The sequence below is a fragment of the Erythrobacter aureus genome (assembly GCF_003355455.1).
In the GTDB taxonomy this organism is placed as follows: domain Bacteria; phylum Pseudomonadota; class Alphaproteobacteria; order Sphingomonadales; family Sphingomonadaceae; genus Qipengyuania; species Qipengyuania aurea.
Genome location: NZ_CP031357.1, coordinates 2,902,186 through 2,927,679, shown reverse-complemented (window position 1 = coordinate 2,927,679; position 25,494 = coordinate 2,902,186). Strand labels below are relative to the sequence as shown.

Here is a 25,494-nt window from a genome sequence, read left to right as displayed (position 1 = left end):
AGCCCTTTCGCCGGGCGCGAATCCTGCATCGCTATAAAGCGTTCGGCGAACGGATCGGTTCCGGTCTGTGGCAGACTTTTCAATGGTTCTCGGATCGGGCGTTATTTGGCCTCGATCAATTTCTGGCCCTGCTGCCGGATCGCGCTGGCAACCATGGGTTCGAAGAACGACAGCGCCGGCGGCAAATTGACCTCGAAGATCAGCTGGTCTTCCTCGATGATGACGCATCCGTCGATGCCCTGACCCATGGCTTTCACCTGCAGATCCATACGATCTTCGTGGGGCCAACTGGTGGTGACATCGGCCATGCCGCCGGGCACATACTTCCCGATTTCATGACTGCGCGATTGCAGGCGGCGGCGGACTTCGTCCTTGCCGATCGAATGGGATATGGGAACGCGCATCAGCTTTTGTCCTCCAGCAGCGGGCTGGTTTGCCCCCCTTCGCCGAATTTGTAGTCGAGATAGCGGTGCTTGATCGCCAGATCGTCGAGCGATCCTTCGGCAAGTTGGCGGGTTATCGAATCGATTTCGCCGCTGATTTTTCCGAGGCTGTCGGTCAATTGCTGGTCGGGTGACGAGCCGGCACGCTCCTCGGTCCGCAGATGTGCGGGGATGCGGCGATAGCTATCGATCATCTCGGGCAATTGCTCGCCCACCAGGCTGCGCACTTCGCGGGCCTTGGGATGGTTCTGGTCGAGTCCTTCGAGCTGGAGGCCCAGCGCATCGAGTTGCACGCCCATGTCGCCGATGATCCGCGCCGCTGGCGGGGGCAGGGCGGGGCGCTGCGCCTCCAGCCACAGCTCGGTGCGGCCGACCATCTGCTGGACATTTCCCTTGTTGATGTCGGCGCGTTTGGGCGTCTTCATCTTGGGATAATTGCCGAGCACGCCCACGGCCACGACACTGGCGATGACCAGCGCCATCACGCCGATGAAGCCGATGCCGTCGACGATCACGCCCAGCACGCCCATTCCGACCCACAGTGCGAAAAGCGCGATGGCGATGTTGCGGACCTTCTTGAGAAGATGGTCGCGCTTCACCTTCGCCGAAGCCTGGCCGATCGAGGGCGCGCGGCGATGACGGCCGCCTTCGCGGTTGTCGCGTACCAGCGCCTTACCTTCCGACAGGATGCGTTCACTATCGCGGGTGAGGTCGTTCACGCTCGGGCGTCCCTCAGTCTTCGATGCTCAACAGATTGCTCTCGGCAACCTGCTTCTGCGCCTGCGCCTGACCTTCGGCCCGGGCGATATAGCCTTTCGACTTCTCGACTTCGTCGGTCAGCAGATTGACGGTCTGCTTCATGCTATCCAGCGCGCGCAGCTTGAAGCTGTCGACCTCGTCCATCGTGTCGTAGATATTCTGGAAGGCACGCTGCAGCGTTTCCAGCGGGATCGTGCTGGCGGCGGCCTGTTCGTGGATCTTGCCGGTCTGATCGCGCAGCAGCGTGCTGGTCGAATCGATGATCCCCGCGGTCGTGTCGTTGAGCGCGGTGATCTGGCCCAGCACAAGGCGCTGATTGGTCATCGCCTCGGCCACGGTCACGGCGGTGCGCAGCGCGCCCACGGTGGTGGTGCTGGCGCGGTCCACGCCTTTCACCAGTTCGACATTGTTCTTCTTGACCAGATCGAGCGCGAGATAGCCCTGCACGCTGACCGCCATCTGTGTCAGCAGGTCCTGTGTGCGCTGGCGGACATAGAACAGCGCGGTTTCGCGCACCGCCTTGGCCTTGGCCGGATCGGTCGCGTCGAGTTCGGCGGCCTTTTCCTCCAGCTTCGCATCGAGCGAGTTGGAGATGTGGATCATCTGCTCCAGATTGCCCATCGCCTCCCACAGCTTCTGCCGCTCCACGTCGATCGCGGCATTGTCCATGATCAGCTCGTCCTTGCCGCTGGCCAGGTTGTTGAGGATCGATTGGATATGTGTCTGCGCGCTTTGGTAGCTGCGGAAGTAATTCGTCAGCTTGTTGCCGAAGGGAATAATGCCGAGGATTTTGCGCGTGCCCGACAGCTTGCCGCGCTTGCCGGGATCGAGATCCTCGACCACCCGGCGCAATTCGGCCAGATTGGCACCGACGCCTTCGTCCTTGTCCATGGCTCGCACAGGGCGGTCGAGAAAGCGGTTGGACATGCCGGCCGCCGCCATGATTTCCTTGCGCCCCATATTGGTGAGCTGATCGACCTTCTTGCCGAATTCGGGCGAATTGGCATCTTCGGCGATCAGGTCGGCAACGAAGCCGTCGACCTTCGTTTCGAGCTTGCTTTTGACCTCTTCCGAAACCGGGACGAGACCGGCGGCCTTTTCCGGTTTGACCTCGGGCACCGGGTCGGGCGGGGTCAGGTCGAAAGCGGTTTCGGTAGCAGTCTGCGTTTTTGTCTCGCTCATCTGGCGGTCGTCTCCGGTTGGCTCGCGGTGGCCGTCAATCCTGTATTAGGGTTGCAATACACGATCTTCAAGCGCGGTTTCGCCGCGATACGCGATCATGCCGCTTGCCCAGCCGGTTGGGCAAGCCAAATCTCGTCGATTCCGAAATCCCTGTTTGAGGGGAAGACACGGGGATTTTGTCCAATTATGATAATATCTTGCGACTCGTAGGGGCCGGGCTGTGACCGATCTGTTCATGACCGAATTCGCCGATCAGGCGAACGACATCCTGAGAGGGATCCTCGACCAGACCGTCGAGTGTATCATGCTGGTCAATCTCGAGGGTGAGCTGGAATACATCAATCCCAACGGACTGAGTGTTCTGGGTTTCGACGATCTTGCCGATATCGGTGACCGGCGATGGATCGATTTCTGGCCTGTCGAACGCCGAGTGCAAGCCCTGGATGCCTTCGACCGAGCTCGTCGCGGCCAGCAGGACCGGTTCGAAGGCTATTCGCCCGATCGCCATCAGGCGCCTCATTGGTGGGATGTCAGCGTATCTCCGATCGTCGGGAAGGATGGCGCGGTCACGCACATTCTCTCCACCATGCGCGACGTGACGATGGGCGTACAGGAACGGCTTGGGGAGCGCATGAAGCGCGAGGAAGCGGAGCGTTTTGCCAAGCGGTCCGACAGCGTGGCGCGCGAAATGCGGCATCGGCTCAAGAACCAGTTGGCCGTAGTCGCGTCGGTGGCCATGCTGCTGTCGCGCTATTCGGATAGTCCGGCCGACCTTACCGAGCAGCTGACGGTAAAACTGCAAGCCCTGGCGCGCGCGCAGGACCTGCTTACCATCGATCGCGATGAACCGCCCGACATCTGCGTGGCGATTTCACAGATACTCGAAGCGAGCGGAGCGGGCGAGCGGATCGAGGTCGGCACCATGCCGGCAGGCAAGCTGGGCGACGACGCCATCCAGCAACTGGCCCTGGTCCTGGGCGAATTGCAGACCAACTCGCTTAAATATGGCGCGCTATTCTTCGATAGCGGTCAGATTACCCTCACGGGAACGCGCAGCGATGCCGAACTGGCGATACACTGGTATGAGGATACCGGCCGGAAGATCGATCCGCCGGAGGTGGAAGGGTCGGGTTTCAAACTGCTTCAGCGCCTTGGGTCCACCGCTGGGTCGCGTGCCCGGGTGCAGTGGCATACGCGCGGCCCCAAGATCGATTTCTACGTCCGCGCGCTCGACTAGGCGTTCGGCTCGCCAGTGAAAGCGATCAGGGCTTCCACGATCTCTTCGTGGGCGGCCGGTTTTTCGATACAACGCCGCCCCTTGAAGGGTTCGGGCAAGAGATCGGTTCGGCACTGCGCGCTGACGAAGGCGTAGGGCACGCTATGACGCTCGAGCTCTTCGGCGATCGGCCATACATATTCACCGCCGATGTCCACATCCAGCAAGGCGGCGTCGAGATCGTTCTCGCGGACCAGTTGCATACCGGTTCCGACATCGAGCGCGGGGCCGACGGGCTCGGCCCCGACCTCGTCCATCAGATCGCTGATGTCATAGGCGAGGATTGGATTATCCTCGACAATGAGAATGCGTTTACCCGGCAGTTTGTTTTTCATCACGGCAATATGCGTTCTTCAGCGGATGCGACCCGGCTGGTACGGTTAAGAACCGTGTAAGAAGCACGGAGTTCCGCCGAAAAGCGACGAATTGCGAGCCTCGCGCGACGACCTGCGAAGCGCTTGATTTTGTTAAATGTTACGGTGTCGGAAAAGCCTCACGCAGCGAGGTCGAGCGGTTGGATCTCGCCGGCGAGGTACAGTTTTTTCGCTTTGGCTCGGCTCAATTTGCCCGAACTGGTGCGCGGCAGCGTGCGCGGGGGAACCAGTTCGACCACGCAGCTCATGCCGGTAACGCCGCGGACCTTGTCGGCGATCTGATCGCGCAGTTTGATCCGTTCCTCGGGGTCGGATACACGGCAGTGGACCAGCACTGCGGGTGCTTCCTCCCCATTTTCGGTATCGACCGAGAATGCCGCGATGTCGCCATGGTTGAAGCCGGGCAGTTGCTCGACCGCCCATTCGATATCCTGCGGCCACAGGTTTTTGCCGTTGATGATGATCATGTCCTTGGCGCGGCCGACAATGAACAGATAGCCATCGGCCATATAGCCCATGTCGCCCGTATCGAGCCACCCGTCGACGAGGCAGTCCTTCGTTGCTTCTTCGTTGCGGAAATAGGAATGCATCACGCTCTTGCCGCGGCACCAGACCTTGCCGATCTGGTGATCGCCCCTGGCCTCGCCATTCTCGCCGCGGATTTCGACCTCCATCCCGGGGATCGGCTTGCCGCAATTCACGATCGCCCGGTAGCGCGCAGGCTTCGACAGGTCGCGCGGGCGGCCCGACAGGCGTTCCTCCTCGACCAGCTCGACGCGGATCCCTTCGCCCGGAGGCATGACGGTGACCGCCAGCGTCGCTTCGGCGAGGCCGTAGCTCGGGTTGAAGCTGTTCGCCTTGAACCCGGCATCGGCAAAGGCGTTGACGAAGCTCTGCATCACGTCGGGGCGGATCATGTCCGCGCCGTTACCGGCCACGCGCCAGCGCGAGAGGTCGAAGCGATCGGCGACGTGGCTCTGGCTGGAAATGCGCCGCGCACAGATGTCGTAGCCGAAGGTCGGCGAATAGCTGAGCGTCGTGCCTGTGTTGCGGCTGATGAGATCGAGCCAGGCGAGCGGGCGGCGCGCGAAATGTTCGGTCTTGATCAGATCTACCGAAACCTGATTGGCGATCAGCGACAGAAAACAGCCGACCAGGCCCATGTCGTGATACCAGGGCAGCCAGCTCACCACGCGATCATTCGTGCCGATGTTCATCGATTCGGCATGGCCGCGCAGATTGTGCAGCAAGGCTTCGTGCGTCACCGCGACGCCGGTCGGGAAACGAGTCGAACCCGACGAATATTGCAGATAGCAGATATCCTCGGGCCGGGCCTCGGGAAGGTCGACCGGGGGGGCGGGGCGCCTGGCAAAATCGTCCCAACTTTCCCCGGCGCAGCCCTGTTTGTCGGCGGCGGCCTTGGCCATTTCGGCGATCTCGCCGGGATAGATGAGAATTTTCGGATCCGAACTCTGCAATTGCACCGAAAGCTGGTCGATATAGCTCTCCTTGCCGCCGAAGGTGGTCGGCAGGGGCAGCGGCACGGGCCAGGCACCCATTAGCGTGCAGGCGCAGAAAAGCGCGGCAAATTCAGGGCTGGTTTCGGCTACCAGCGCAACGCGGTCTTCCTTCTCGATGCCCATGGCCACGAGCCGATAGGCCGCATCGAGCGCATCCTCGCGCATCTGTGCATAGCGATAAGCCCGATGGAGCGTCCCGCGCATGTCGTGGAAATTGAGGCCTTTCGCACTACGCGCTGCATAGTCGATGGCATCGTTGAAGGTCGCGAAGTCCGAACGGCGGCGCGGCAGCTTGCAGTCGTTCGGCGTCGGCGTCAGTACGGCGTCGGTCATAATTATCGGCGATACCCGTGAATAGCTGGGGCCTTGCGGCCTCCCTCATTACTTGATCTCGCGCGCAATCCACATGGTTGCACGCTCTCCCGCATTTCCCAATCTGAAAGGAGTGTGGCAGGAATATGGCCGATGGATGATGAAGGCGCAACATTCTCCCGCACACGTCGCCCTGCAAAACCGCTTGATCGTACGCGGCTGGAGGAGCTGGCGGTCGCGTATGTCGCGCGTTTCGCAACCAGTGCGGGCAAGCTGAAGACCTATCTCAACCGCAAGCTGCGAGAGCGCGGATTCGCCCAGGGGGAGGACCCCGATGTGGACGGTCTGATCGAAAGGTTCGTCGCCAGGGGCTATGTCGACGATGAGGCCTATGGCCGCGCCAAGGCAGCCGATCTGACCGCGCGAGGCTATGGCGCGCGGAGGGTGGAGGCGAATCTGCGGGCGGCCGGAATCGCCGATGACGTGCGCGGTTCACTGGCACCGGGAGAGGCGGAAAAACGCCAGGCCGCGCTGGTGCTTGCGCGCAAGCGCGGCTTCGGCCCTTTCGCCAGGCCGCGTGATCTCGGCCCGGACGAACGCCATAAATTGAAGGAAAAGCGGCTTGCGGCAATGCTGCGCGCGGGCCATGATTTCGAACATGCCAGGCGCGTCATCGAAGCGCGCACCATGGAGGAGCTGGAGGAATGGGTCGCGCAAGCACGGGACGAAGAGGAGTGAGAGCGTTAGGTACCTGCGCGGCGCTTGCGCTGCTGGTGGCCTGTTCGCCGCAAACACAGGCGGAACCGCGCGGCGATCAGGCGAGTACGATTGCCGAAACCGCCGCACCGAATGTGCATCCGGTTTCAGGCTTGGCAATCATCCCCCTTTCGGTGACGAGCGACGGGGAACGAATCGGCTTCCGGGTCGAGGTAGCCGATACACGCGAAGCGCAAGCTCGCGGCCTCATGTTCCGCACCGAGCTGGGCGATTTCGAAGGGATGATTTTCCCCTATGACGGGACCAGGGCGCAAGGTTTCTGGATGAAGAACACGCCGATCCCGCTCGACATCATCTTTATCGGTCCGGACCGGCGGATCAGCAATATCGCCGCGATGACCGAACCCTATTCGCTCGAATCGGTCTATTCGGTGGGGCCTGTCCTGGGTGTGCTGGAGCTGCGCGGTGGGCGCGCGGGCGAACTCGGCATCGAACCGGGCGATCTGGTGGAATGGTGATCGTCGAACTGGCTTGGCCCGCGCGCGCGAATCCGCTAACCGCGCGGCCATGAGCATCCTCGGCAAGATATTCACCTGGTGGGATGGTGCCACGATCGGCACCCTCCTGTGGTCCTCGCGCAATGGCGAACACGTCGGCACCGACGCGCAGGGCAACAAATACTACCGCTCGAAAAAGAAGACCGGGGACGGTCGCGAGAGGCGCTGGGTAATCTACGAGGGCGTAAACGATGCGAGCCGCGTGCCCGCAGAGTGGCATGGCTGGCTGCACGGTGCCTTCGACGACGTGCCGGAAAGCCACCTGCCCCCGGCCCGCATATGGGAAGCAGACTACACGCCCAATGCAACGGGTACGGCTGCGGCCTATCGTCCGGCCGGCGCGCTGGAGCGTGGCGGCAAGCGTGCCCCCGCAACGGGCGATTACGAAGCCTGGTCGCCCGAGGCGTGACGATGCGCGGGGCGCTTGCCCTCTTCGTCCCGGCGGCGCTGCTCGCGTCTTGCGGGCAGGAGGCGGACGAGCCCGCAGGCGCGGCGCCCACGGCCATTCCCGAAAACCTGCAACAGGGCGAATTGCCCGCGCAGCCCGCCGCCGAAGCAGGGATCGGTACGCCGATGGAAGAACGTGTCGCCACGCTCGGCCTGCTCAACAAGCGCAATAATGTCAGCCGCGATCTCGAAATGCGTCCCGGCGAACAGCAGCGTATCGGCGATGTCATCGTCCGCTTGCAGGCATGCGAACGAACCGCGCCTTGGGAAATGCCCAAGGAAACGGGAGCCTTCGTCCAGCTTCTGGTCAAGCAGCGCGGGACCGAGGACGATTTCCGCAAGGTCTTTTCCGGCTGGTTGTTCGCCAATTCGCCCAGCCTGAACGTGGTCGAACATCCGATCTACGATGTCTGGGTCAAGGATTGCGCGATGGCCTTTCCGGGCGAGGAATAGGCGCCGAACCACTCGATCGCATCGGGCAGTGTCACGTCGGGGAACCCGCCCGCGCCCGCCAGCAGAGCCATATAACGCGACTGCGGGATCGCCTTTGCGCCCAGCCGCGCCAGATGATCGGTCATGAACTGGCAGTCGAGCAGGGCGTAGCCCGCCGCCCGCATACCGGCGACCAGCCAGGCGAGCGCCACCTTGCTTGCATCGGTTTCCCGGCTGAACATGCTCTCGCCGCAAAAGACGCGGTCGAAGGCCACGCCGTAGAGCCCACCGACCAGCTCGCGCCCCCGCCAGCATTCGATCGAATGGGCATGCCCGGCAAGGTGCAGAGCGTTGTAGCTGGATTCGACTCGATGGCTGATCCAGCTTTCGGCATGCTCTTCGCGCGGGGCGGCGCAGGCCGCGATGACCGCCGCGAAATCGGCATTGCAGGTCACCCGAAACCGGTTCTGCCGCAGCGTCTTCTTCAAGCTTTTCGACAGGCGGAAGCCATCGAGCGGGAGTATCGCCCGCTCGCGCGGTTCGACCCAATAGACCTCGGTATCCCTGCGGTGGTCGGCCATGGGGAACACACCGCCGCGATAGGCGCGCAGCAGGAGGTCGACGGGAATTCGAGAAGTCTTCGGGGCATGCATCGCGCGATCCCATAACACTTCGGCAGGTTCCGCGATATCCGCCTTGCCAAGTGCGAGCGGCCATACTAATGCGCGCCCTTCCTGCAGGGGTGTAGCTCAGCTGGTAGAGCATCGGTCTCCAAAACCGAGGGCCACGGGTTCGAATCCTGTCACCCCTGCCATTTTCTCTTCGACTTGTATGGCTCCGCCCGGCGCACTATCGCGCGGCTCATGACAGAAGAAGAAAAACGCGAACACTGTATCGCCGAGCGTAAATTCTACGCGGCCGAGCAGGAAGCCAAGTTCGAGCAGAAGGGCCTCGAGGTCCAGACGCCGCAGACCGAGCATCCAAGCTACAAGCTGGCTTTCCAGGATACCGACTTCCTCCTGCGCGAGGAATTGCGACCAGTCCGCTTCCAGCTCGAGCTGCTCAAGCCTGAAATGGTCCTCGACGAGGCCGGTGTCGGTTCGACGCTGGTGATGTATGGCAGCGCGCGCATTCCCCCGCCCGAAGCGGCCGAAACCGCGCTGGAGGGGGCCAAGGATCTGCCCGATGATGAGCGCAAGGTCGTCGAGAGCCTCGTGGCCAAGTCCAAATATTATGACGAAGCGTGCAAGCTGGCCACGCTGGCCACGGAAAAGTCGATCATCGAAAATGGCAAGCGCCAGTTCGTCGTCTGCTCGGGCGGCGGTCCATCGATCATGGAAGCGGCCAATCGCGGCGCGAGCGAGGCTGGCGGGGAATCGATCGGGCTCAACATCATCCTGCCCCACGAACAGGCGCCCAATCAGTATGTGACGCCCTATCTTTCGCTGAACTTCCACTATTTCGCCCTGCGCAAGATGCACTTCCTGCTGCGCGCGCGGGCGGTGGCTGTGTTCCCGGGCGGTTTCGGCACATTCGACGAGTTGTTCGAACTGCTGACGCTGATCCAGACCGGCAAGATGAAGCCGATCCCCATCCTGTTGTTCGGCAAGGAATTCTGGACGCGCGTGGTCAATTTCGAGGCGATCGCCGAGGAAGGCACGATTTCGAAGAAGGATCTCGACCTGTTCCGCTGGTGCGAGACCGCGGAAGAAGCATGGGCCTATCTGTGCGAATTCTACGAGCTGGGCTGCTGATCGTTCAGTCCCGCTTGCGTACCGCCTGGTGCCCGAGCGGGCCGCTGCCTTCGCCGAAGCCGGGGGCATTCTCGATCGCCGAATAGGTAAAGGCGCGGGCGATGCGGATCGCATTGGTCAGCGGTTGCCGGTAGCCCAGGAGGGTCGCCAGCGCGGCCGAGAGTGTGCACCCCGTACCGTGCGTATGGCGCGTGTCGATCCGTGCATGGGCGAAGCTCGCCAGCTTGCCCGTGGGCGAAACGATCCGGTCGACCACCTGCGACGTGTCCCCCGCATGGCCGCCCTTGGCCAGAACCTGCACGCCGTGGCGGTCGGCCAGCGTCTTGGCAGCATCGAACACATCCTCGTCGGCGATGGTCTCGCGCCCGGTCAGAATTTCAAGTTCGGGCAGGTTCGGTGTGACGATGGTGGCGATTTCCATCAGTGCGGCGAAACCGGCGATCGTATCCTCGTCCGCGAGCACGGACCCGCTGGTCGCGACCATGACCGGATCGAACACGATCGGCCCGGCGAAGCTGTCCAGCCCATCGGCGAGCAGCCGCGCGGTTTCCGGCGAACCGAGCATGCCGATCTTGATTGCATCTGCCCCGATATCGGACAGGCAGCTTTCCACCTGCTCCAGCACGAAGTGCGGCGGAAGCGTTTCCACGCCGCGAACTCCGCGCGTGTTCTGCGCCGTGACTGCCGTGATCGCGGTCATCGCGTAACCGCCCAGCATGGTGATTGTCTTGATATCGGCCTGGATACCCGCACCGCCGGAACTGTCGGAGCCGGCGATGGACAGGATACGGGGCGGGCCGGGGTGGCTCATCCTTTGAATTTCCGCTCGGTGCTTGGCGGGAATTTCTCGTGCAGTTTCTTCGCGCGGGTGGGCCGGTCCATCAGCTCTCCCCCGCAATTGGGGCAGACGTCATCGAGATCGTCGGCGCATTCGGTGCAGAAGGTGCACTCGAAACTGCAGATGAAGGCGCCGGAATTCTGTGCCGGAAGATCGGTTCCGCAGCGTTCGCAATCGGGCCGCATTTCGAGCATCAGGCCGCGCTCTCGACGGCGGCGCAAATTCGGTCGACCACCGTTTCGACCTGCGCGGCATCGTCGCCTTCGGCCATCACTCGGATGACGGGTTCTGTGCCGGACGGGCGGATCACCAGGCGGCCTTTGCCCGCCAGTTCCTGTTCCGCCTCGGCAATCACCTGCCGAACAGTTGTGTTTTCCAGCGGCTTGCCGCCCGAATAGCGTACATTCTTGAGCAGTTGCGGAACCGGGTCGAAGACGTGCAGCAACTCACTTGCAGGCTTGCCCGAACGCACCAGGCTCGCAAGGATGCGAAGCGCTGCAATGGTGCCGTCACCCGTGGTGCCGTGATCGAGCAGGATCATGTGCCCCGATTGCTCGCCGCCGACATTGAAGCCCCCTTCCTTCATCCGTTCGAGCACGTAGCGATCGCCGACCTTCGTACGCTCGAGGCCGAGGCCGATCCCTTCCAGATAGCGCTCCAGCCCGAGATTGGACATCACGGTGGCCACCACGCCATCGCCCGTCAGGTCGCCCAGCGCCTTCAACCGGCTGGCGATCAGCGCCATGATCTGGTCGCCATCGACCGTCTTGCCTTTCTCGTCGATGACGATCAGCCGGTCGGCATCGCCATCCAGGGCAATGCCGATGTCGGCGCCTTCGTCGATCACGCGGGCCTTGATGGCATCGAGCGCGGTCGAGCCGACGCCGTCATTGATATTGGTTCCGTTGGGTTCGACACCCATTGGGATGATGTCCGCGCCCAGTTCCCAGATCGCACTGGGAGCGACCTGGTAGGCGGCGCCGTTGGCACAGTCGACCACCACTTTAAGCCCGTCGAAGCGGACATCGGAGGCCACCGATTGCTTGACCGCATGGATGTAGCGCCCGCGTGCATCCTCGATCCGCCGCGCCCGCCCGATGCGCTCCGGTTCGACCAGCAATGGCTCCTGTTCGAGCAACCGCTCTATCGCTGCTTCGGCCTTGTCCGACAGTTTGTAGCCATCGGGGCCGAACAGCTTGATGCCATTGTCTTCGAAAGGATTGTGACTGGCAGAAATCATCACACCCAGATCGGCGCGCATTTCGCGCGTGAGCAGGGCGATGGCGGGCGTCGGCAGCGGCCCGGTCATGATCACGTCCATCCCGACCGAGGTAAAACCCGCAACCAGCGCGCTTTCCATCATATAGCCCGACAGGCGTGTATCCTTGCCGATCACCACGCGGTGCCGGTGGTCGCCGCGCAGGAAATGCGTGCCGGCCGCCTGCCCGACCCGCATCGCGGTGGCGGCGGTCATCACCCCTTCGTTCGTGCGTCCACGAATACCGTCGGTGCCGAAGAAATTACGAGCCATCTGCCGGGCGTCTCCTTTTGCTAAGGCCCCCCATGGCGCGGTTGGGCTGCGAATAAAAGACCGTCTGCCCCCCTTTTCGCGCACAATATCGCCGCTATGTGCAACCACGCGCGCATCGACGCGTTAGGAACGCGAACACGAATTTCTTTCACTCCAACCCAAGAGGGGACATTTCATGGCTTTTGCGCTGATCGACCTGCCTTACGACGACACCGCGCTGGAACCGGCCGTGTCGGCAAAGACGCTGTCGTTTCACCACGGCAAGCACCACAAGGCTTATATCGACAAAACCAATGCCGCGATCGAGGGCGGCGAGCTGGCCGACAAGAGCCTGGAAGAGGTCGTCGCGGCGGCACGGGGCAGCAATGCCGGGCTGTTCAACAATTCGGCCCAGAGCTGGAACCACGGTTTTTACTGGCACTCCATGGCGCCCGAGGAAACCAACGCTTCGGGCGAACTGAAAAGCATGATCGACGAGGCTTTCGGCTCGATCGACGGGCTCAAGGAAAAACTGGCAGAGCGCGGCGCGGGGCATTTCGCCAGCGGCTGGGTCTGGCTGGCGGTCAAGGATGGCAAGCTGACCATCGAGGAAACCCATGACGGCGATACGCTGGCCGATCAGGCCGACGTCAATCCGCTGCTCGTGATCGATCTCTGGGAGCACGCCTATTATCTCGACCACCAGAATGCGCGCCCCGCCTATCTCGAAGCGGTGAGCAGCAAGCTGAACTGGAGCTTTGCGAGCGAAAACCTCGCCCGCGGGACGACGTGGCAGTATCCGAACTAAGAAGCTGTCAAAGCTATTGTGGGAAGGCCCGTCGCCAGCGATGGCGGCGGGCTTTCTATTTCGGCGGTGCTTCGCTCGCAGCGGGCTCGTCGAACAGGCTGGTGGCGAAGAGCGGTTCGCCGAAGATGAAACCGATCAGGTTCGGCCTACCGATATGGTCGAACAATGCCGTCAGCATCAACAGGATCGGTACAGACAGAAGCGCGCCGAAAAAGCCCCATATCCAGGTGAAATAGGACAGGGCGATCAGGATCAGGACGGGATTCATGGTGAAACGCGCGCCCAGAATGGATGGGGTGACCATGTTGGCCTCCACCGTGTGCAGCGCGAGATAGGCCGCCGCCGGTATCAGGCCGAGCACGATCGTGTCGGCGGTTCCGATCCCGAACAGGCCGAGCAGGGCAATCATCACGATCGGCCCGACATAGGGTAGGAAATTGAGCAGCGCCGCCAGCCCGCCCCACATGATCGGCGCATCCACGCCTAGCGCCCAGGCCCCCAGCGCCACCACCACGCCGACCAGTGCATTGATCCACCCGACGGTCAGAATATAGGCGGCGACCCGGTCCTGCACCTCGCGGAGAACGCGGGCGGCCTTGATACTGGTGCCGAAACTCGCGCGGCCGAACAGCAGGCGCTGGCGCAGGCGCACACGCGCCTCGATCATGAAATAGGCCATCAGCAGCGTCAGGATCGTTTCGATGATCAGGCTGGGGGTGGCGAAGGCGACCTGTTCGAGCAGGCTGGGTGCGGCCAGCACAACTTCGCGTGTCCCGTCATCGTTCATCAGCGCCGCTAGCTGGGCATTGATCGTGGCAATCCAAGCAAACCGTTCGCGCAGCTCGCTGAAACGCGACATCACGCGCCTGACCATGTCGGGAACATCGTCGAACAGGGCGATGGCGGGCTGCAGGATCAGGGCGAGGGCCAGCAGCAGGATGGTGAAGAAAATCAGGAGCGCGGTGATCGACGCCAGCGCATTGGGCAGGCCCCAGCCATTGAGCTTATCGGCCAGCGGCGAGAGGATCACGGTCAGCACCAGGGCCGTAACGACAGGCAGGAACACCACCGAACCGATCGAAAGGACGAAGGGCAGGGCGAAGAAGAGACCCAGCCCGATCAGCAGAACGAGCGAGGAAATCAGCCGCAATTCCTGTTCCGCGAAAGCCAGCCGACGCGAACGGCGCGTGTCCGCTCGCGGTGCGTTCGGCTCGGGAGGCTGGGTCTCGCTCATCAGCCTCTATCTGCCCTTCACGGCGAATCGTGACAAGCGCCGCGCGAACAAAGATTTTCTAGTTGCGGCTGGCACCCTGGCCCGCGGCGACATCGTCGAGTTCCTCGAGGATGGCACGGTGCGCGGCATTGTCGTCGATAGAGCGCTTGGGAATGTTGCCATCGGCCAGCATTGCGTTGAGCGCGGCGCGGGCACGCCCGACCCTGCTCTTGATCGTGCCCACGGCGCATCCGCAGATGGTCGCGGCTTCCTCGTAGGAGAAGCCGCCCGCGCCCACCAGCAGCAGCGCTTCGCGCCGTTCGGGCGGCAATGTCAGCAAGGCGCGGTGCATATCGGACAGGTGAATCGGTTCCTCCTGACCGGCGGGTGCGGTCAATACGCGTTCGGCCACCGTCTCGTCATATTCGCCGCGAAAGCGATTGCGACGCATGTCGGTCAGATAGGCGTTGCGCAGAATCACGAAGGTCCAGGCGCGCATGCTCGTGCCGGGTTGGAAGCGCTCTTGCGCGGCCCAGGCCTTGAGCAGCGTTTCCTGCACGAGATCGTCGGCCATGTCGGCCCTGCCGCACAGCCCGCGCGCAAAGGCGCGCAGATGAGGCACGACTTCGGTGAGCTCGCGTTTGAAATCAGCCTTTTCGGAGGCCGTCCGTTCCTCCTTCGCCATCAGTCTTTCGCATCCAGCTTGTCGAGAAGATCCTGGAACGTGTCGGGCAGCGGTTCCTCCACGACCGAATCGTAAAGCTTCCTCAGGCCGGTCGCCCAGTCCGGGTGCGTGTCCTTGCCGCTTTTGGCGGGAGTGGGAAGCGGTCCGCCAGCGGGGACCCGCTGCGGTGTCTTGGGCGTCTTGGAACTCATGGCGCGAAAGGTACTACCTTTTTAGATTTCTCGCCCGGGCAGCGTGCACGGGCGGAAGTGTCGATCCCGGATGTGCTTCGCACAACGTATGGACAACACACAGGTTCCCGCCAACCCCATCTTGGAACTAAACGCGCTCCCCGGCATAGTGAATCGCAATATACGACAACACCGGATGAATTGTCAGGGGCAGAACGCTGGTCACCGAGAAACTCCAACGCAAAGGACGCCGGAGGCGTTGGTTGATCGATTATCCCCGCGGAATCCCGGTGCTGATTTTCGTTCTCGTCACCGGTATCACCGTGCTCAGTGTCTTTGCGATCGAGCGGGGCGAGCAGGAACGCGATGCCGCCGATGTCGCGCGCAAGGCGCAGGCGATGACTTCGGCCATCGAACGGCGGGCCTATACCAGCTCGGCCTATCTGCGTGCGGGGGCCGCATTGCTGTCGACGCAGGATGAAGTCACGCCCGAACTGTTCCGGCGGTTTGTTTCCGAACTGCGCCTGGATGCCAATTATCGGGGCGCGGAAGGGATCGGCTGGGCACCCGTCGTCGAGGCGGCGGAACTTGCCGCGTTCGAAGCGCGGCTCGGTATGAGCCGGAGGGACGAACAGCATGTCACTCCCACGATCGAGGAACAGCCGCGCGACCTGCTGACGCCGATCCTGTTCCTGCAGCCCGACACCGTGCGCAACCGCCGCGCGCTGGGCTACGACATGTATTCCGAACCGACACGTCGTGCGGCGATGGATTTGGCCGCGGCCAATGATCGCCCCACCGCCAGCGGGCCGGTCGTGCTGGTACAGGAAGGCGGCGGGGATGCCGTCGGCTTCCTTATTATGATGCCGGTCTTCGAGGGGCTGAGCAGCTCGCGCGAGCTCAAGGGCTTTATTTACAGCCCGTTCAATGCCTCGCAGTTTCTCGCCTCCGCGTCCGATCTGGTCAGCTATGACGATATCGGCGCCCGGCTGCTCGACGGAGAGACCGCCGACCCGGTGCCGATGGCGCGGAGCGATGCCTGGCTCGATGGCCGGTCGGCCGTGGTCAGGGAAGTCAACCTCGCCAATCGCACAATGATGCTCGAAGTGCAGTCCACGCGTGAAGAGGGGCTGTCTTCGATGTCGATGATCACGCTGCTGTTCGGCCTTGCCGTCGCCAGCCTGCTGATGCTGGTGGCGCGCCTGCTGACCCAGCAGACGCTGGAGGATCGCCGTGCGATAAGCTGGTTCGAGGAACAGAACTCGATCCGCAATTCGCTGACGCGTGAGCTCAATCACCGGGTCAAGAACACGCTTGCCAATGTGCTGTCGATTGTGTCGCTGACTCGCCGCAGGGCGATGGATCTCGACGAATTCGCCGAGGGGCTCGACGGGCGTATTCGCGCGCTGTCGGCCACCCACGATCTGCTGACCCAGTCAGACTGGGGGACCACGCCGATCCGCGCGGTGGTGGAGGTCGAGCTGGCGCCCTATGCGCGCGACGAGGACCACCAGCTCGATCTGGTCGGTCCGCATACCGAGCTGGCGCCGAACGATGCCTTATCGCTGGGCCTCGCGATTCACGAGTTGGCTACCAATGCGGCCAAATACGGATCGCTCAGCGTTCCGGGCGGCAAGGTTACCGTTCGGTGGAGCCAGATCAACGACACGCTGGCGAAAATTGAATGGATCGAAAGCGATGGGCCACCCGTATCGCAGCCGCAACGTCGCGGGTTCGGCACCGATCTGATCGAGAAGATCGTGGCGCATGAACTGCGCCATCCGGTCGAACTCGATTTCCGGCCGGAGGGTGTTCGCTGCAGCCTTCTGGTGCCGGTTCGCGAGCGGAGCGAATTCGAATTGCGAAGCAAGGGGCCGGGCGCGCGCGAACTGGACGCAGACGAAGAAAAACCCGGACCGTAGAGCGGCCCGGGTTTCCCGTTTTATCGTTGAATGCGGTGAAAGTGTTAGCCCAGCGGGCGACTCGACCCGAAGAACAGCGCCTGGCTGATCGCCGCGCGGACAGTCTGTTCCTGAAACGGCTTGGTGACCAGATAGGTCGGTTCGGGCCTGTCGCCGGTCAGCAGGCGCTCGGGATAGGCGGTGATGAAGATCACCGGGACGCTGCTGATCGCGAGAATGTCGTCCACGGCATCGAGGCCCGAGGACCCATCGGCGAGCTGGATATCGGCAAGCACGAGGCCCGGCGTCTTCTCGGCGACGACTTCCTGCGCCTGCGTCCGCGTGGCGGCAGTGCCGCAAACATCGTGGCCGAGCGAGGTCACGAGATCTTCGAGCTGCATGGAAATCAGCGGCTCGTCCTCGATGATCAGAACGCTGGTCGCCGATTCGCGATCGATCTCGGAAACCGCTTCCTGGGCCAGCCGTTCGATATCCTCGGCCGAAATGTCCATGATCTCGGCGGCTTGCTCGGGCGAAAAATCCTCCAGCGTGGTCAGCAGCAGCGCCTGGCGGTTCAGCGGAGTCACGGATTTGAGGCGATCCTGCGCGGCGCCTTCGTGTTCATCGCTGCCAACGGTTTCGGGAACGTCCATGTAGGCGCTCGACCAGACCTTGTTGAACGCGCGGTAGAGCGGGACGCGGCCACCCTCGAGCGATTGTTTGAGTTCGCTATCGGCCAGGGCGGCCTCAAGCGTAGCGCGGACGAATGCGTCTCCCGTAGCCTGCGAACCGGTCAGTGCGCGCGCATAGCGGCGCAAATACGGCAGGTTACGAGCAATCTGATCACCAAGCGACATTTAGACCCCTTCCTTAAGGTGCGCGCTTCTAACGTGTTGGGCCGGGTTAGGTTCCTGCGCTTGCAGCCGCAAGGTGTCGTTTGACAAATAGGCCGGTTCGGGCGAATCCGTCCAGGCGACATTACCTCGCCGGGAGCCCAGAGCGTTGCACGAGATTGCCGATCCCATTGCCTGTCCGCAGTGTCCGCTTCAGGCCTGCCCCGGCCTGAGAGAGCTCGGCGAGCAACAGCTCGTCTATATGGAGGAATTCAAGGACGGCGAAGTCGCGCTGGACCGGGGCGATGCGCTGATCGAGGAGGGGGAGTGTCACGAACGCCTTTATACCGTTCTCGACGGCGTTTTGATTCGCTCGCGATCGCTCGACGATGGTCGGCGGCAGATCGTCAACTTCATGTTTCCCGGCGATCTCATCGGTCTCCAGGGGGCGTTCGACGAACCGTCGAGCCATACGATCGAAGCGCTGGTGGAGGCGCGCCTGTGCCGATTCAGGAAAGACGCTTTCTTCGAACTGGTGGCGAAGCATCCGACCCTCGGTTACGATATCACTTGGCTCGCCGCCAAGGAAGAAACGGCTCTCGAAGGGCACATCGTGTCGCTGGGGCAGCGCAATGCCCGCGAACGGGTAACCTATCTGGCGGTGTGGTTGCTCGACCGGGCGCAATCGACCTGCCTGGCCGACGAACAGAACATTGTTTCTCTGCCGATCACCCAGGCGCAAATCGCCGATATGCTGGGCCTGTCGCTGGTCCACACCAACCGAACCCTGCGCCAACTCCAGCGCGAAGGCCTGGTGGAATGGAAATCGCGCGAAATCCACGTACCGGACCTCGCCAAAGCGGCCGAATTCGCCCAGTTCGATCGCAGCAAGGACAATTGCCGACCCTTTATCTGACCGGATTATCTGACCGGAATTTCGCGCAATTCAAAAAAAATGACGATAGGCGGGAACCCAGTTTTTGGCGGCGCGTATCCTTTATGTCACCGCCGAGACCCCCCCTCCCGTCCAAGCGGCCGGTGATACGATCCCGAAAGGCCTCCGTTGCATAAGCAGCGGAGGCCTTTTTTCCATGCGACGGTCTTTTTCCATGCGACGGTCCGCGCTCGGGATTTTGCGGCGAGGACATGCGAAGGCAGGGGCGGGCAAAGCGCCCCGCGAAGGTATCAGCGCAGGGCGCCGCGCAGGCGCGAGATGATGCCCTGTCGCCGGGGTTGGCGCAGCAGATCCACCAGGATGTCCGCGTCATAGGGTTTTTCGAGAATACAGCCGAGCGCGGCAATGTCCGCGGGAATGTCCTGCGGGGCGCCGGTCGAAAAAATGATACGCGGGCTGTCCGGGCCAAGCGTGCGGACCAGTTCGGCAATGGCCCAGCCATCGTCGCGGTCGGCAAGGTGCACGTCGAGCACGATTACCTGGGGCTGATCGTCGCGCAAATGGCGCAGGGCTTCCTCGGTCGAGGCGGACAGCGCCACCTTGGCCACGCCGGCATCGAGCAGCGCCTGTTCGATCGTGAGGCCGAGCACGGCATCATCTTCCACCACGAGCACATGGGCCGGTAGCTTTTCACGAGCGCGGGTCTTGGGGTGCTGCGTCATCGGTTCTCGTAAGGGGTGGCGATATCGGTATCGCGCGTGTGTTCCGCCAACGGTGGGCGCGCCGATGCAGTTCCCGCCGCCTGTCGCTTGACTGCGGACCGTGGCCAAATTGCGACAGCCGGCCCGGTTCAATCGGCGATCGGCCTTTCATAAATCGCATATTCGCGATTGACGCTGCTTTCGATGGCATCGGCAATTGCCATCATCCCCTTATTGTCGTCGAGAATCCAGCCGATCTCGGCGCGCTGCGTGCCATAGAGCCGGGTGGCGGTGTCGCGGATCTGGCTGATCATCATGAAGGCAAGCTGGCTGGCGAGACGCGAATTGTGCAGTTCCTTGAGCACACCCATCAGGGGCACGCGCATATCGGCGCCGATGGGTTTGCGCATCCAGCGCAGCAGGTGGAACCATCCGAAGGGAAACAGCTTGCCATTCACCTTGCGCAGTACGCGGTTGACGTCGGGGAAGGTCAGCATGAAGGCGACTGGCCGCCCGTCCAGTTCCGCCACCAGATTGATCTCCTCGTGAATGATCGGCTTCAGTTTCTTGCCGGCATAGGCGATTTCTTCACTGGTGAACGGAACGAACCCCCAATTGTTCGACCAGGCATCGTTGAGGATCGAAAGGATTACCTCGACTTCCTCGTCCCAGCGTTTTGTGTCGACCGGGCGGACGGTGATGCGTTTGTTGCGCTGACCCGATTGCACGATGCGGCGCACCAGCGGGGGGAAATCCCCCGATACGTCCAGATCGTATGTCAGCAACGTCTTGGCGCGCGCATAGCCCGCGCTCTCGATCCATTGCCGGTATATAGCCGGGTGGTGGCCCATCATGATCAGCGGCGCGTGATCCTGGCCTTTCACGAGCAGGCCGGGCTCTTCCCAGATCGACATCGAGATCGGGCCGATCGCGCGGGTCATGCCCTGGGCGCGCAACCAGCGCTCGGCCGCCGCGAGAAGCGCATGCGCCGCGCCTTCGTCCTCGGCATCGAAATAGCCGAACATGCCCGCGCCTGGACCGAAACCCTGTTCGCGCGGCAATTCGAGGGCAAGATGATCGATATGGGCGGAAATGCGGCCCACCGGCCTGCCTTTCCGGCGGGCGATGAAGAGCTGGTGGGAGGCATGGCCGAAAAAGGGGTTCTTACCCGGATCGACCAATTCCAATTGTTCCGAACGCAGTTGCGGCACGGAATGCGGTTCGCGTGCGGCCAGCGCCCGACCGATATCGACAAACTCGGCGCGGCCCTTCTTGCCTTCCACTGCCTCTATCACCACATTCGCATCGGACATTCGCGCGTTACCTTCGTTCAGCCTGGATTAGCCCTGTGTGCGCTAGCTGATCTTTGTCAAGGAAACGCGCCGCCACGATTACTATGATCGACACCGTGCGCTGTATCGCGTGTGTGTTTTCGGATAGAGACGCCCCGGGAATTTCGACCATGAATGTGCAACAAACACGGATTTCGGCTGCCGATATCGCCTCGCGACGCGAGGCGGGCTCGGGTTGGCATGCCCAGATACCCGACGACAAGGCGATGCTGCGCGCGGCGCGCGATCTGACCAAGGACATCGCCGCACACCGCGCGGGAATATATTGGCCGGACATGATCGGTTCGGCCTTGGTCGGCTATGCCTCACTGGCAGGCGCCATTCTTGTCGAAAGCGTGCCGGTGGCGCTCGCGCTCGGCGTTCTATCGGTCCTCGCGCTCTACCGCGCGCTGCTGTTCATCCACGAAATATCGCATTTCCGGAACGGCGCGCTGCCCGGCTTCAGCGCGGCGTGGAACCTGCTGGTCGGGATTCCCATGCTGACTCCGTCCTTCATGTACGAACAGGTGCACACGCTGCATCACAAGCGCACGCAATACGGCACGATCGAGGATCCGGAATATCTGCCTCTCGCGCTGATGAAGCCGTGGAGCCTGCCCGCCTTCGTGCTGATCGCGCTGCTGGCCCCGGCTGCCCTGTTGTTCCGCTTTGCGGTGCTGGTGCCGCTGGGGGCGATCATCCCGCCCATCCGTCGGCTTACCTGGCAACGCCTCAGCGCGCTGGCGATCAATCCCGATTTCCGCCGCCGCCCGCCCGAAGGCGATCTGCGCCCGCGCGTGGTATTTCAGGAAGTCGGCGGCATGCTGTGGAGCTGGGCGCTGATCGGCAGCGTTTTCGCCTTTGGCTGGAAGCCGCTGCTGGTGGCCTTCGCCGTGGCTTCGGTGGTTGCGCTGCTCAACCAGCTACGCACGCTGGTCGCTCACCTGTGGGAGAACGAGGGCGAGGCGATGACCGTTACCGCGCAGTTCCTCGATAGCGTCAATGTCCCGCCGCCCGGCATGATCGCCGAACTGTGGGCGCCGGTGGGGCTGCGATACCACGCGCTGCACCACCTGATGCCCTCGATGCCCTATCACTCGCTGCCGGAAGCGCACCGGCGTCTGGTGGCGGAGCTTGAGGCGGATTCGAGCTATCACGGCGCCAACCATGCCGGGATGGGCGTGCTGGTCGCGCGTATCGCGCGGAACACGATGCGATAGTTCGTTGCGTGCGGTCGGGACATCCGTCCCGACCTTGCGGCGGCGCCAGCCCACTCCCCACCCGGCCACCCAATCAGTATCGTGCCGTGGGTGGCCGGGTGGGGAGTGGGCTGGTGCCGCAAGCCTTCGACGGAGGTCGAAGGCGCACCCCGCAAAGACTCGGACTGGTGCCGCAAGCCTTCGACGGAGGTCGAAGGCGCACCCCGCAAAGACTCGGACTGGTGCCGCAAGCCTTCGACGGAGGTCGATAGCGCACCCAACGAAAAAGGCCGCTCCCCTCGGTGGGTGGGAGCGGCCTTCGCATTTCACCCGGCAATGGGCCGGGTAAACTTGGCTGTGTCAGTCGATTTTGATCTTCGCCTTAACGCCGTCTTCGCCCACGGTGGCATCGACATCGCCGCCATCGATGGTCAGGCTCGAGCCTTCTTCGCCCTCGACGGGTTCGGCGACGACGGTTTCGGTCGCAACCGGCTCGACCACGGTGGTTTCGGTGATCTCGGTGGTCGTGGCCTCGTCGGTCGCGGGGGCATCGGCATCGCCGCAAGCGGCAAGCGCAAAAGCGGCGGCGAGCGCGGGAACTGCAAACTTATTCATGCCAAATCTCCTTTGTGGCAATATTGTGGCATCAATGCGCCGCAATTGAGGCGGTTCCCGTCAGACCAAGAATTTTATCATCGCGATGCGTCGGTCCCGCGGCAAGCCATGCTCCACCTCGGTTTCGATGTCCGCCGCGAGCCGGGGGTGCGCGTCGAGGTCCGAAATCGTCTCGAAGCCATGCCGGGCGTAGAACGGCCCGTTCCAGGGCACATCGCCGAATGTCGTCAGCGTGATGGCGCGGAATCCGCTATTGTGGGCATCGATCGCCACGGCGCGCAGCAACACGCTTCCGATGCCGCGCCCCTGGTGCTCCGGATGGACCGAAAATTCGCGAATATGCAGTTCGCGGTCGAAAGGTTCGGTGGACAGAAAGCCGACGATCCCGCCCTCGCTCTCTGCGATCAGCGAATGGCCCTTGCGGATCATTCGCCGCTGCTCCTCGGCCGGAATGGCGTGCATCCCGGCCACGCCTGCCAGCCCTTCGACGGTTTGGAACAGCTCGCCTGCCGCGCGTTCGATCGCCGGCAGGGCCTCCGCGTCGGCAAGCCGCGCCAACCGAATGGAGAAATCGCTCACTCCTCGGTCCGCACGAGGACCGTCTCACCGATTAGCAGGAACAGCAGGAACGGCGCCCAGGCCGCGAGAAAAGGCGGATAGCCGCCAAAACTGCCCATGGCGAGAGCGGCATTGTCGACCACGAAATAGGCAAAGCCCAGCGCCATGCCGATAATCGCGCGCACGAAAAGCTGCCCTGAACGCGCCAGACCGAAAGCCGCGACGGCACCCAGCAGAGGCATCAGGAAAGCGGATAGTGGCCCGGAAATCTTGTGCCACCATTTCGCGCGCAATTCGTCGGTCCGCCGCCCGGCGCTTTCGAATTCGGCAATCGACCGGGTGAGCTCCCAGAAGGGCTCGGCATCGGAATCGATCTTGGCGAGGTCGATCTGGTCGGGAGTGAGCCCTTCGCCCACCACCATGGCTTGCGGCGTGTCGGTAAGCGCGCTCTGCACGCGGAACCGGGTGACGCCCTCGAGTCGCCAGCCGGGATTGGCATAGACCGCACGATCGGCGTCTATCTGCTCGACGATCATCCCTTCGGCATTGCGTTCGTACCAGGTGACCTTGCGCATTGCGATCGCCTCGCCCGTCCCGGCGAGATAGGCCGCCGTCAGGATATTGCCGTTATCGTTGAGATAGACATTCGCCCGCACGCCGCTTTCGGTCGGGATCGGGCCGTAATCGACCGCCTCCCACGCTTTCAGCGTTTCGGTCGCGCGGGTGACCACGCGTTCGTTGAAGGCGAAGGTGAACAGCGAGACGAGCCCCGCGGTCAGCAATAGCGGCGCAAGCACCTGATGCGCGGAAAGCCCGGCCGCCTTCATCGCGATCACCTCGCTGTTCTGGTTCAGCGTGACCAGCGTTATCAGCGTCGCCAGCAGGACCGAATAGGGCAGGAAGCGCGATATGAGCTGCGGTATCCTGAGACCCGCATAGGTCAGCAATTCGCCCTGGCCATTGCCCGCTACAGCGAGGATCTTGCCGCTGTTCGACAGCAGGTCGAGCATCATCAGCACCAGCACCAGGACGAACAGCATCGCCACGATGCGTGCGGCGAACATCTTCGCCAGGTAGAGCGTCAGCGTGCGCGAGGGAAAGAAGTCGAACTGCATGAGGTTGGCTACTCGGCTGCCGAAAGGTCGATCTGCAGGTGTCGGCGGCGCCTGAACAGTTTGCCGAGGCGCTTGGTCAGCTTGCCGAACCAGGTTTCGAGCGCGCCGATGGCCTGGCCGCCCGGCACATGGGCGACGCGCCAATACATCCATACAATCAGGGCGGCGAACAGGAAGAACGGCCCCCATAGCGCCAGGATCGGATCGATCCGGCCGAGCGCGGCGATATCCTCCCCGTATTGGTTCACCTTGTGATAGGCGACGACCATGATGATCGACAGGAACACGCCGAGCGCGCTGGTCGATCGTTTCGGCGGTATGCCCAGGGCTACGGCCAGCAAGGGCATCAGGGCCATCATCACTACCTCGACCAGGCGGAAATTGAAGCTCGCCTGGCTTGCATCGCGCTTGTCTTCCGGTTCTCCCTCGCTCCAGCCGATACGCAGCAGTTCGGGCAGGATATATTCGCGTTCGGCATCGCCGCGCGCGCGGAATTTCTCGATCGCAGGCAGATCGATCGGCAGATCGTGGCGCGTGAAGGTGAGGACGCGCGGGGTCTTGCTGCCGGTATCCTGGACGATGGTTCCGTCGGTCAGCCGCAGGATGATGGTGTCGGGATTGTCGGTCGTGGCCAGGAAGGCCCCTTCCTTGGCCGAGATCGACAGGACCTGATCCTTATCGTTGGCCACGCGCGCGAAAATGCCCATCAGGCGGCGCCCGTCATCCTCGCTCGCCTCGATCCGCAGCGCCATGCGATCGGCCAGGGTCGTGAATTCGCCGACCTTGATCGAGGCACCGAGCGCGCCCGATCGCAATTCATATTCCATCTGTTCGTAATAATAGCGGCTGACCGGCTGGATGAAGAACACCAGCGCCACGTTCAGCGCCATCAGGATGGCGGTGATCAGATAGGGCACACGCAGCAGCCGCCCATAGCCCAGACCTACCGCCCGAAACACATCGAGTTCGCTCGACGTCGCCAGCTTGCGAAAAGCCAGCAGGATGCCCAGCAGCAGGCCGAGCGGAATGGCGAGGCTGGCATATTCCGGGATCAGCGCCATCAGCATCTTGAAGACGACGCCCACCGGCCCGCCTTCGACCGCCACGAAATCGAAGAGGCGCAGCATCTTGTCGAGGATCAGCAGCGAGGCCGCGACCACGAACACGCCCATCATCGGCACTATGACGAGCCGGAAGATATAGCGATCGATGGCGGGGAGGAATTTGAACAAGGTTTCGCCGGTCAGTTGCCTTTGCACCTGGCTCTAGCGCGGTTTTGCGGCGAGGTCATGCCCCTTGTGTCGCGCTTTCGGTCGGACCATCCGGACCCTGCGGCGGGTTTTGTGCGT

The 25,494-nt window shown here is 62.7% G+C and carries 29 protein-coding genes and 1 tRNA gene; 11 read left to right on the top strand and 19 right to left on the bottom strand.

The window, feature by feature from the left end:
* Positions 1-101: 101 nt before the first annotated feature.
* Genes DVR09_RS14415 through DVR09_RS14405 form a run of 3 tightly spaced genes read right to left on the bottom strand, consistent with a single transcriptional unit; the run spans position 102 to position 2,384 of the window.
* The gene (locus tag DVR09_RS14415) at positions 102-404 is read right to left on the bottom strand and encodes a polyhydroxyalkanoic acid system family protein (protein WP_115417661.1); all 303 of its coding nucleotides are present in this window, start codon (positions 402-404) and stop codon (positions 102-104) included.
* Positions 404-1,162 carry a hypothetical protein gene (locus DVR09_RS14410; protein ID WP_115417660.1) on the bottom strand — a complete coding sequence of 253 codons (759 nt, stop codon included), beginning with the start codon at positions 1,160-1,162 and terminating at the stop codon, positions 404-406. Before DVR09_RS14410 ends, DVR09_RS14415 begins: the two co-directional genes overlap by 1 nt.
* 13 nt (positions 1,163-1,175) lie before the next feature.
* Complete coding sequence (locus tag DVR09_RS14405; RefSeq protein ID WP_115417659.1) at positions 1,176-2,384, bottom strand: toxic anion resistance protein; 1,209 nt, start codon at positions 2,382-2,384, stop codon at positions 1,176-1,178.
* A gap of 220 nt (positions 2,385-2,604) precedes the next feature.
* Between DVR09_RS14405 and DVR09_RS14400 the strand changes: the two genes are divergently transcribed.
* Positions 2,605-3,621 carry a sensor histidine kinase gene (locus DVR09_RS14400; RefSeq protein WP_115417658.1) on the top strand — a complete coding sequence of 339 codons (1,017 nt, stop codon included), beginning with the start codon at positions 2,605-2,607 and terminating at the stop codon, positions 3,619-3,621.
* Here the strand turns inward: DVR09_RS14400 and DVR09_RS14395 are convergent.
* Both DVR09_RS14395 and DVR09_RS14390 read right to left on the bottom strand, forming a co-directional pair.
* Positions 3,618-3,995, bottom strand: coding sequence for a response regulator (locus DVR09_RS14395; RefSeq protein WP_115417657.1), 378 nt, complete (start codon positions 3,993-3,995; stop codon positions 3,618-3,620). The genes DVR09_RS14400 and DVR09_RS14395 overlap by 4 nt on opposite strands.
* A gap of 158 nt (positions 3,996-4,153) precedes the next feature.
* Positions 4,154-5,887 (bottom strand): fatty acyl-AMP ligase, encoded by a 1,734-nt coding sequence (locus DVR09_RS14390; protein WP_115417656.1) that lies wholly within the window; start codon positions 5,885-5,887, stop codon positions 4,154-4,156.
* Between the two features lie 132 nt (positions 5,888-6,019).
* On the opposite strand from DVR09_RS14390, the gene DVR09_RS14385 reads away from it, so the two are divergent.
* From DVR09_RS14385 to DVR09_RS14370, 4 genes are read left to right on the top strand one after another with little or no spacing between them, the layout of a single operon-like run.
* Complete coding sequence (locus DVR09_RS14385; RefSeq protein ID WP_115417655.1) at positions 6,020-6,604, top strand: regulatory protein RecX; 585 nt, start codon at positions 6,020-6,022, stop codon at positions 6,602-6,604.
* Positions 6,601-7,101, top strand: coding sequence for a DUF192 domain-containing protein (locus DVR09_RS14380; RefSeq protein ID WP_234041481.1), 501 nt, complete (start codon positions 6,601-6,603; stop codon positions 7,099-7,101). Before DVR09_RS14385 ends, DVR09_RS14380 begins: the two co-directional genes overlap by 4 nt.
* Before the next feature lie 49 nt (positions 7,102-7,150).
* Complete coding sequence (locus tag DVR09_RS14375; protein ID WP_115417653.1) at positions 7,151-7,549, top strand: NADH:ubiquinone oxidoreductase subunit NDUFA12; 399 nt, start codon at positions 7,151-7,153, stop codon at positions 7,547-7,549.
* Between the two features lie 2 nt (positions 7,550-7,551).
* A complete protein-coding gene (locus DVR09_RS14370; protein ID WP_115417652.1) occupies positions 7,552-8,040 on the top strand; it encodes a DUF2155 domain-containing protein in 489 nt (162 codons plus the stop codon).
* Here DVR09_RS14370 and aat read toward each other — a convergent pair.
* Positions 7,989-8,672 carry a leucyl/phenylalanyl-tRNA--protein transferase gene (gene aat / locus DVR09_RS14365; protein ID WP_115417651.1) on the bottom strand — a complete coding sequence of 228 codons (684 nt, stop codon included), beginning with the start codon at positions 8,670-8,672 and terminating at the stop codon, positions 7,989-7,991. The two genes, DVR09_RS14370 and aat, sit on opposite strands and share 52 nt — an antisense overlap.
* 85 nt (positions 8,673-8,757) lie before the next feature.
* On the opposite strand from aat, the gene DVR09_RS14360 reads away from it, so the two are divergent.
* Positions 8,758-8,833: transfer RNA gene (locus tag DVR09_RS14360), tRNA-Trp, on the top strand.
* A 49-nt stretch (positions 8,834-8,882) separates the two neighbouring features.
* Positions 8,883-9,773 carry an LOG family protein gene (locus DVR09_RS14355; RefSeq protein ID WP_115417650.1) on the top strand — a complete coding sequence of 297 codons (891 nt, stop codon included), beginning with the start codon at positions 8,883-8,885 and terminating at the stop codon, positions 9,771-9,773.
* 4 nt (positions 9,774-9,777) lie between these two features.
* Here the strand turns inward: DVR09_RS14355 and thiD are convergent, their stop codons facing one another.
* Genes thiD through glmM form a run of 3 tightly spaced genes read right to left on the bottom strand, consistent with a single transcriptional unit; the run spans position 9,778 to position 12,142 of the window.
* A complete protein-coding gene (gene thiD, locus DVR09_RS14350; RefSeq protein WP_115417649.1) occupies positions 9,778-10,584 on the bottom strand; it encodes a bifunctional hydroxymethylpyrimidine kinase/phosphomethylpyrimidine kinase in 807 nt (268 codons plus the stop codon).
* Complete coding sequence (locus DVR09_RS14345; RefSeq protein WP_115417648.1) at positions 10,581-10,805, bottom strand: DUF1272 domain-containing protein; 225 nt, start codon at positions 10,803-10,805, stop codon at positions 10,581-10,583. The genes thiD and DVR09_RS14345 overlap by 4 nt, the downstream gene beginning before the upstream one ends.
* Positions 10,805-12,142, bottom strand: a complete 1,338-nt coding sequence (glmM, locus tag DVR09_RS14340; RefSeq protein ID WP_115417647.1) for a phosphoglucosamine mutase — start codon at positions 12,140-12,142, stop codon at positions 10,805-10,807. The genes DVR09_RS14345 and glmM overlap by 1 nt, the downstream gene beginning before the upstream one ends.
* A 175-nt stretch (positions 12,143-12,317) precedes the next feature.
* Here glmM and DVR09_RS14335 point away from each other — a divergent pair, with 175 nt between their 5' ends.
* Positions 12,318-12,929: a superoxide dismutase gene (locus DVR09_RS14335; RefSeq protein ID WP_115417646.1), complete on the top strand. Its 612-nt coding sequence runs from the start codon at positions 12,318-12,320 to the stop codon at positions 12,927-12,929.
* Positions 12,930-12,984: 55 nt separating this feature from the next.
* Here the strand turns inward: DVR09_RS14335 and DVR09_RS14330 are convergent, their stop codons facing one another.
* Genes DVR09_RS14330 through DVR09_RS14320 form a run of 3 tightly spaced genes read right to left on the bottom strand, consistent with a single transcriptional unit; the run spans position 12,985 to position 15,018 of the window.
* Positions 12,985-14,163, bottom strand: a complete 1,179-nt coding sequence (locus DVR09_RS14330; RefSeq protein ID WP_115417645.1) for an AI-2E family transporter — start codon at positions 14,161-14,163, stop codon at positions 12,985-12,987.
* Between the two features lie 58 nt (positions 14,164-14,221).
* Positions 14,222-14,827, bottom strand: a complete 606-nt coding sequence (locus tag DVR09_RS14325) for a sigma-70 family RNA polymerase sigma factor (protein ID WP_115417644.1) — start codon at positions 14,825-14,827, stop codon at positions 14,222-14,224.
* On the bottom strand, positions 14,827-15,018 hold the full coding sequence (locus DVR09_RS14320; protein ID WP_115417643.1) for a NepR family anti-sigma factor: 192 nt from the start codon (positions 15,016-15,018) through the stop codon (positions 14,827-14,829). The genes DVR09_RS14325 and DVR09_RS14320 overlap by 1 nt, the downstream gene beginning before the upstream one ends.
* Positions 15,019-15,260: 242 nt before the next feature.
* Between DVR09_RS14320 and DVR09_RS14315 the strand changes: the two genes are divergently transcribed.
* On the top strand, positions 15,261-16,919 hold the full coding sequence (locus tag DVR09_RS14315; RefSeq protein ID WP_234041480.1) for a CHASE domain-containing protein: 1,659 nt from the start codon (positions 15,261-15,263) through the stop codon (positions 16,917-16,919).
* Positions 16,920-16,963: 44 nt separating this feature from the next.
* Here the strand turns inward: DVR09_RS14315 and DVR09_RS14310 are convergent, their stop codons facing one another.
* The gene (locus tag DVR09_RS14310) at positions 16,964-17,755 is read right to left on the bottom strand and encodes a response regulator (protein ID WP_115417642.1); all 792 of its coding nucleotides are present in this window, start codon (positions 17,753-17,755) and stop codon (positions 16,964-16,966) included.
* A gap of 145 nt (positions 17,756-17,900) precedes the next feature.
* Here DVR09_RS14310 and DVR09_RS14305 point away from each other — a divergent pair, with 145 nt between their 5' ends.
* Positions 17,901-18,647 carry a Crp/Fnr family transcriptional regulator gene (locus tag DVR09_RS14305; protein WP_162814988.1) on the top strand — a complete coding sequence of 249 codons (747 nt, stop codon included), beginning with the start codon at positions 17,901-17,903 and terminating at the stop codon, positions 18,645-18,647.
* A 269-nt stretch (positions 18,648-18,916) separates the two neighbouring features.
* On the opposite strand, the gene DVR09_RS14300 is transcribed toward DVR09_RS14305, so the two are convergent.
* Both DVR09_RS14300 and DVR09_RS14295 read right to left on the bottom strand, forming a co-directional pair.
* Positions 18,917-19,348 (bottom strand): response regulator, encoded by a 432-nt coding sequence (locus DVR09_RS14300; RefSeq protein ID WP_115417640.1) that lies wholly within the window; start codon positions 19,346-19,348, stop codon positions 18,917-18,919.
* A 128-nt stretch (positions 19,349-19,476) separates the two neighbouring features.
* Positions 19,477-20,640, bottom strand: a complete 1,164-nt coding sequence (locus tag DVR09_RS14295) for an N-acetyltransferase (RefSeq protein ID WP_115417639.1) — start codon at positions 20,638-20,640, stop codon at positions 19,477-19,479.
* Between the two features lie 149 nt (positions 20,641-20,789).
* On the opposite strand from DVR09_RS14295, the gene DVR09_RS14290 reads away from it, so the two are divergent.
* Positions 20,790-21,878, top strand: coding sequence for a fatty acid desaturase family protein (locus tag DVR09_RS14290; RefSeq protein WP_115417638.1), 1,089 nt, complete (start codon positions 20,790-20,792; stop codon positions 21,876-21,878).
* Positions 21,879-22,217: 339 nt separating this feature from the next.
* On the opposite strand, the gene DVR09_RS14285 is transcribed toward DVR09_RS14290, so the two are convergent.
* From DVR09_RS14285 to DVR09_RS14270, 4 genes are read right to left on the bottom strand one after another with little or no spacing between them, the layout of a single operon-like run.
* Positions 22,218-22,472: a hypothetical protein gene (locus DVR09_RS14285; RefSeq protein WP_115417637.1), complete on the bottom strand. Its 255-nt coding sequence runs from the start codon at positions 22,470-22,472 to the stop codon at positions 22,218-22,220.
* 60 nt (positions 22,473-22,532) lie between these two features.
* Positions 22,533-23,051 (bottom strand): GNAT family N-acetyltransferase, encoded by a 519-nt coding sequence (locus DVR09_RS14280; protein ID WP_115417636.1) that lies wholly within the window; start codon positions 23,049-23,051, stop codon positions 22,533-22,535.
* Positions 23,048-24,145 (bottom strand): LPS export ABC transporter permease LptG, encoded by a 1,098-nt coding sequence (lptG, locus tag DVR09_RS14275; RefSeq protein ID WP_115417635.1) that lies wholly within the window; start codon positions 24,143-24,145, stop codon positions 23,048-23,050. The genes DVR09_RS14280 and lptG overlap by 4 nt, the downstream gene beginning before the upstream one ends.
* Before the next feature lie 8 nt (positions 24,146-24,153).
* Positions 24,154-25,320 (bottom strand): LptF/LptG family permease, encoded by a 1,167-nt coding sequence (locus DVR09_RS14270; RefSeq protein WP_435867821.1) that lies wholly within the window; start codon positions 25,318-25,320, stop codon positions 24,154-24,156.
* Positions 25,321-25,494: the final 174 nt, after the last annotated feature.

Bases quoted from the DNA above. Each gene is read 5' to 3' on its own strand.
- DVR09_RS14345 (WP_115417648.1), bottom strand. From the start codon at position 10,805: ATGCTCGAAATGCGGCCCGATTGCGAACGCTGCGGAACCGATCTTCCG.
- lptG (WP_115417635.1), bottom strand. From the start codon at position 24,145: ATGCAGTTCGACTTCTTTCCCTCGCGCACGCTGACGCTCTACCTGGCG.
- DVR09_RS14285 (WP_115417637.1), bottom strand. From the start codon at position 22,472: ATGAATAAGTTTGCAGTTCCCGCGCTCGCCGCCGCTTTTGCGCTTGCC.
- DVR09_RS14375 (WP_115417653.1), top strand. From the start codon at position 7,151: ATGAGCATCCTCGGCAAGATATTCACCTGGTGGGATGGTGCCACGATC.
- DVR09_RS14385 (WP_115417655.1), top strand. From the start codon at position 6,020: ATGGATGATGAAGGCGCAACATTCTCCCGCACACGTCGCCCTGCAAAA.
- DVR09_RS14355 (WP_115417650.1), top strand. From the start codon at position 8,883: ATGACAGAAGAAGAAAAACGCGAACACTGTATCGCCGAGCGTAAATTC.
- DVR09_RS14310 (WP_115417642.1), bottom strand. From the start codon at position 17,755: ATGTCGCTTGGTGATCAGATTGCTCGTAACCTGCCGTATTTGCGCCGC.
- DVR09_RS14330 (WP_115417645.1), bottom strand. From the start codon at position 14,163: ATGAGCGAGACCCAGCCTCCCGAGCCGAACGCACCGCGAGCGGACACG.
- DVR09_RS14295 (WP_115417639.1), bottom strand. From the start codon at position 20,640: ATGTCCGATGCGAATGTGGTGATAGAGGCAGTGGAAGGCAAGAAGGGC.
- DVR09_RS14325 (WP_115417644.1), bottom strand. From the start codon at position 14,827: ATGGCGAAGGAGGAACGGACGGCCTCCGAAAAGGCTGATTTCAAACGC.
- DVR09_RS14300 (WP_115417640.1), bottom strand. From the start codon at position 19,348: ATGACGCAGCACCCCAAGACCCGCGCTCGTGAAAAGCTACCGGCCCAT.
- DVR09_RS14395 (WP_115417657.1), bottom strand. From the start codon at position 3,995: ATGAAAAACAAACTGCCGGGTAAACGCATTCTCATTGTCGAGGATAAT.
- DVR09_RS14320 (WP_115417643.1), bottom strand. From the start codon at position 15,018: ATGAGTTCCAAGACGCCCAAGACACCGCAGCGGGTCCCCGCTGGCGGA.
- DVR09_RS14270 (WP_435867821.1), bottom strand. From the start codon at position 25,320: ATGATGGGCGTGTTCGTGGTCGCGGCCTCGCTGCTGATCCTCGACAAG.
- DVR09_RS14405 (WP_115417659.1), bottom strand. From the start codon at position 2,384: ATGAGCGAGACAAAAACGCAGACTGCTACCGAAACCGCTTTCGACCTG.
- DVR09_RS14415 (WP_115417661.1), bottom strand. From the start codon at position 404: ATGCGCGTTCCCATATCCCATTCGATCGGCAAGGACGAAGTCCGCCGC.
- glmM (WP_115417647.1), bottom strand. From the start codon at position 12,142: ATGGCTCGTAATTTCTTCGGCACCGACGGTATTCGTGGACGCACGAAC.
- aat (WP_115417651.1), bottom strand. From the start codon at position 8,672: ATGCATGCCCCGAAGACTTCTCGAATTCCCGTCGACCTCCTGCTGCGC.
- DVR09_RS14370 (WP_115417652.1), top strand. From the start codon at position 7,552: ATGCGCGGGGCGCTTGCCCTCTTCGTCCCGGCGGCGCTGCTCGCGTCT.
- DVR09_RS14290 (WP_115417638.1), top strand. From the start codon at position 20,790: ATGAATGTGCAACAAACACGGATTTCGGCTGCCGATATCGCCTCGCGA.
- thiD (WP_115417649.1), bottom strand. From the start codon at position 10,584: ATGAGCCACCCCGGCCCGCCCCGTATCCTGTCCATCGCCGGCTCCGAC.
- DVR09_RS14390 (WP_115417656.1), bottom strand. From the start codon at position 5,887: ATGACCGACGCCGTACTGACGCCGACGCCGAACGACTGCAAGCTGCCG.
- DVR09_RS14335 (WP_115417646.1), top strand. From the start codon at position 12,318: ATGGCTTTTGCGCTGATCGACCTGCCTTACGACGACACCGCGCTGGAA.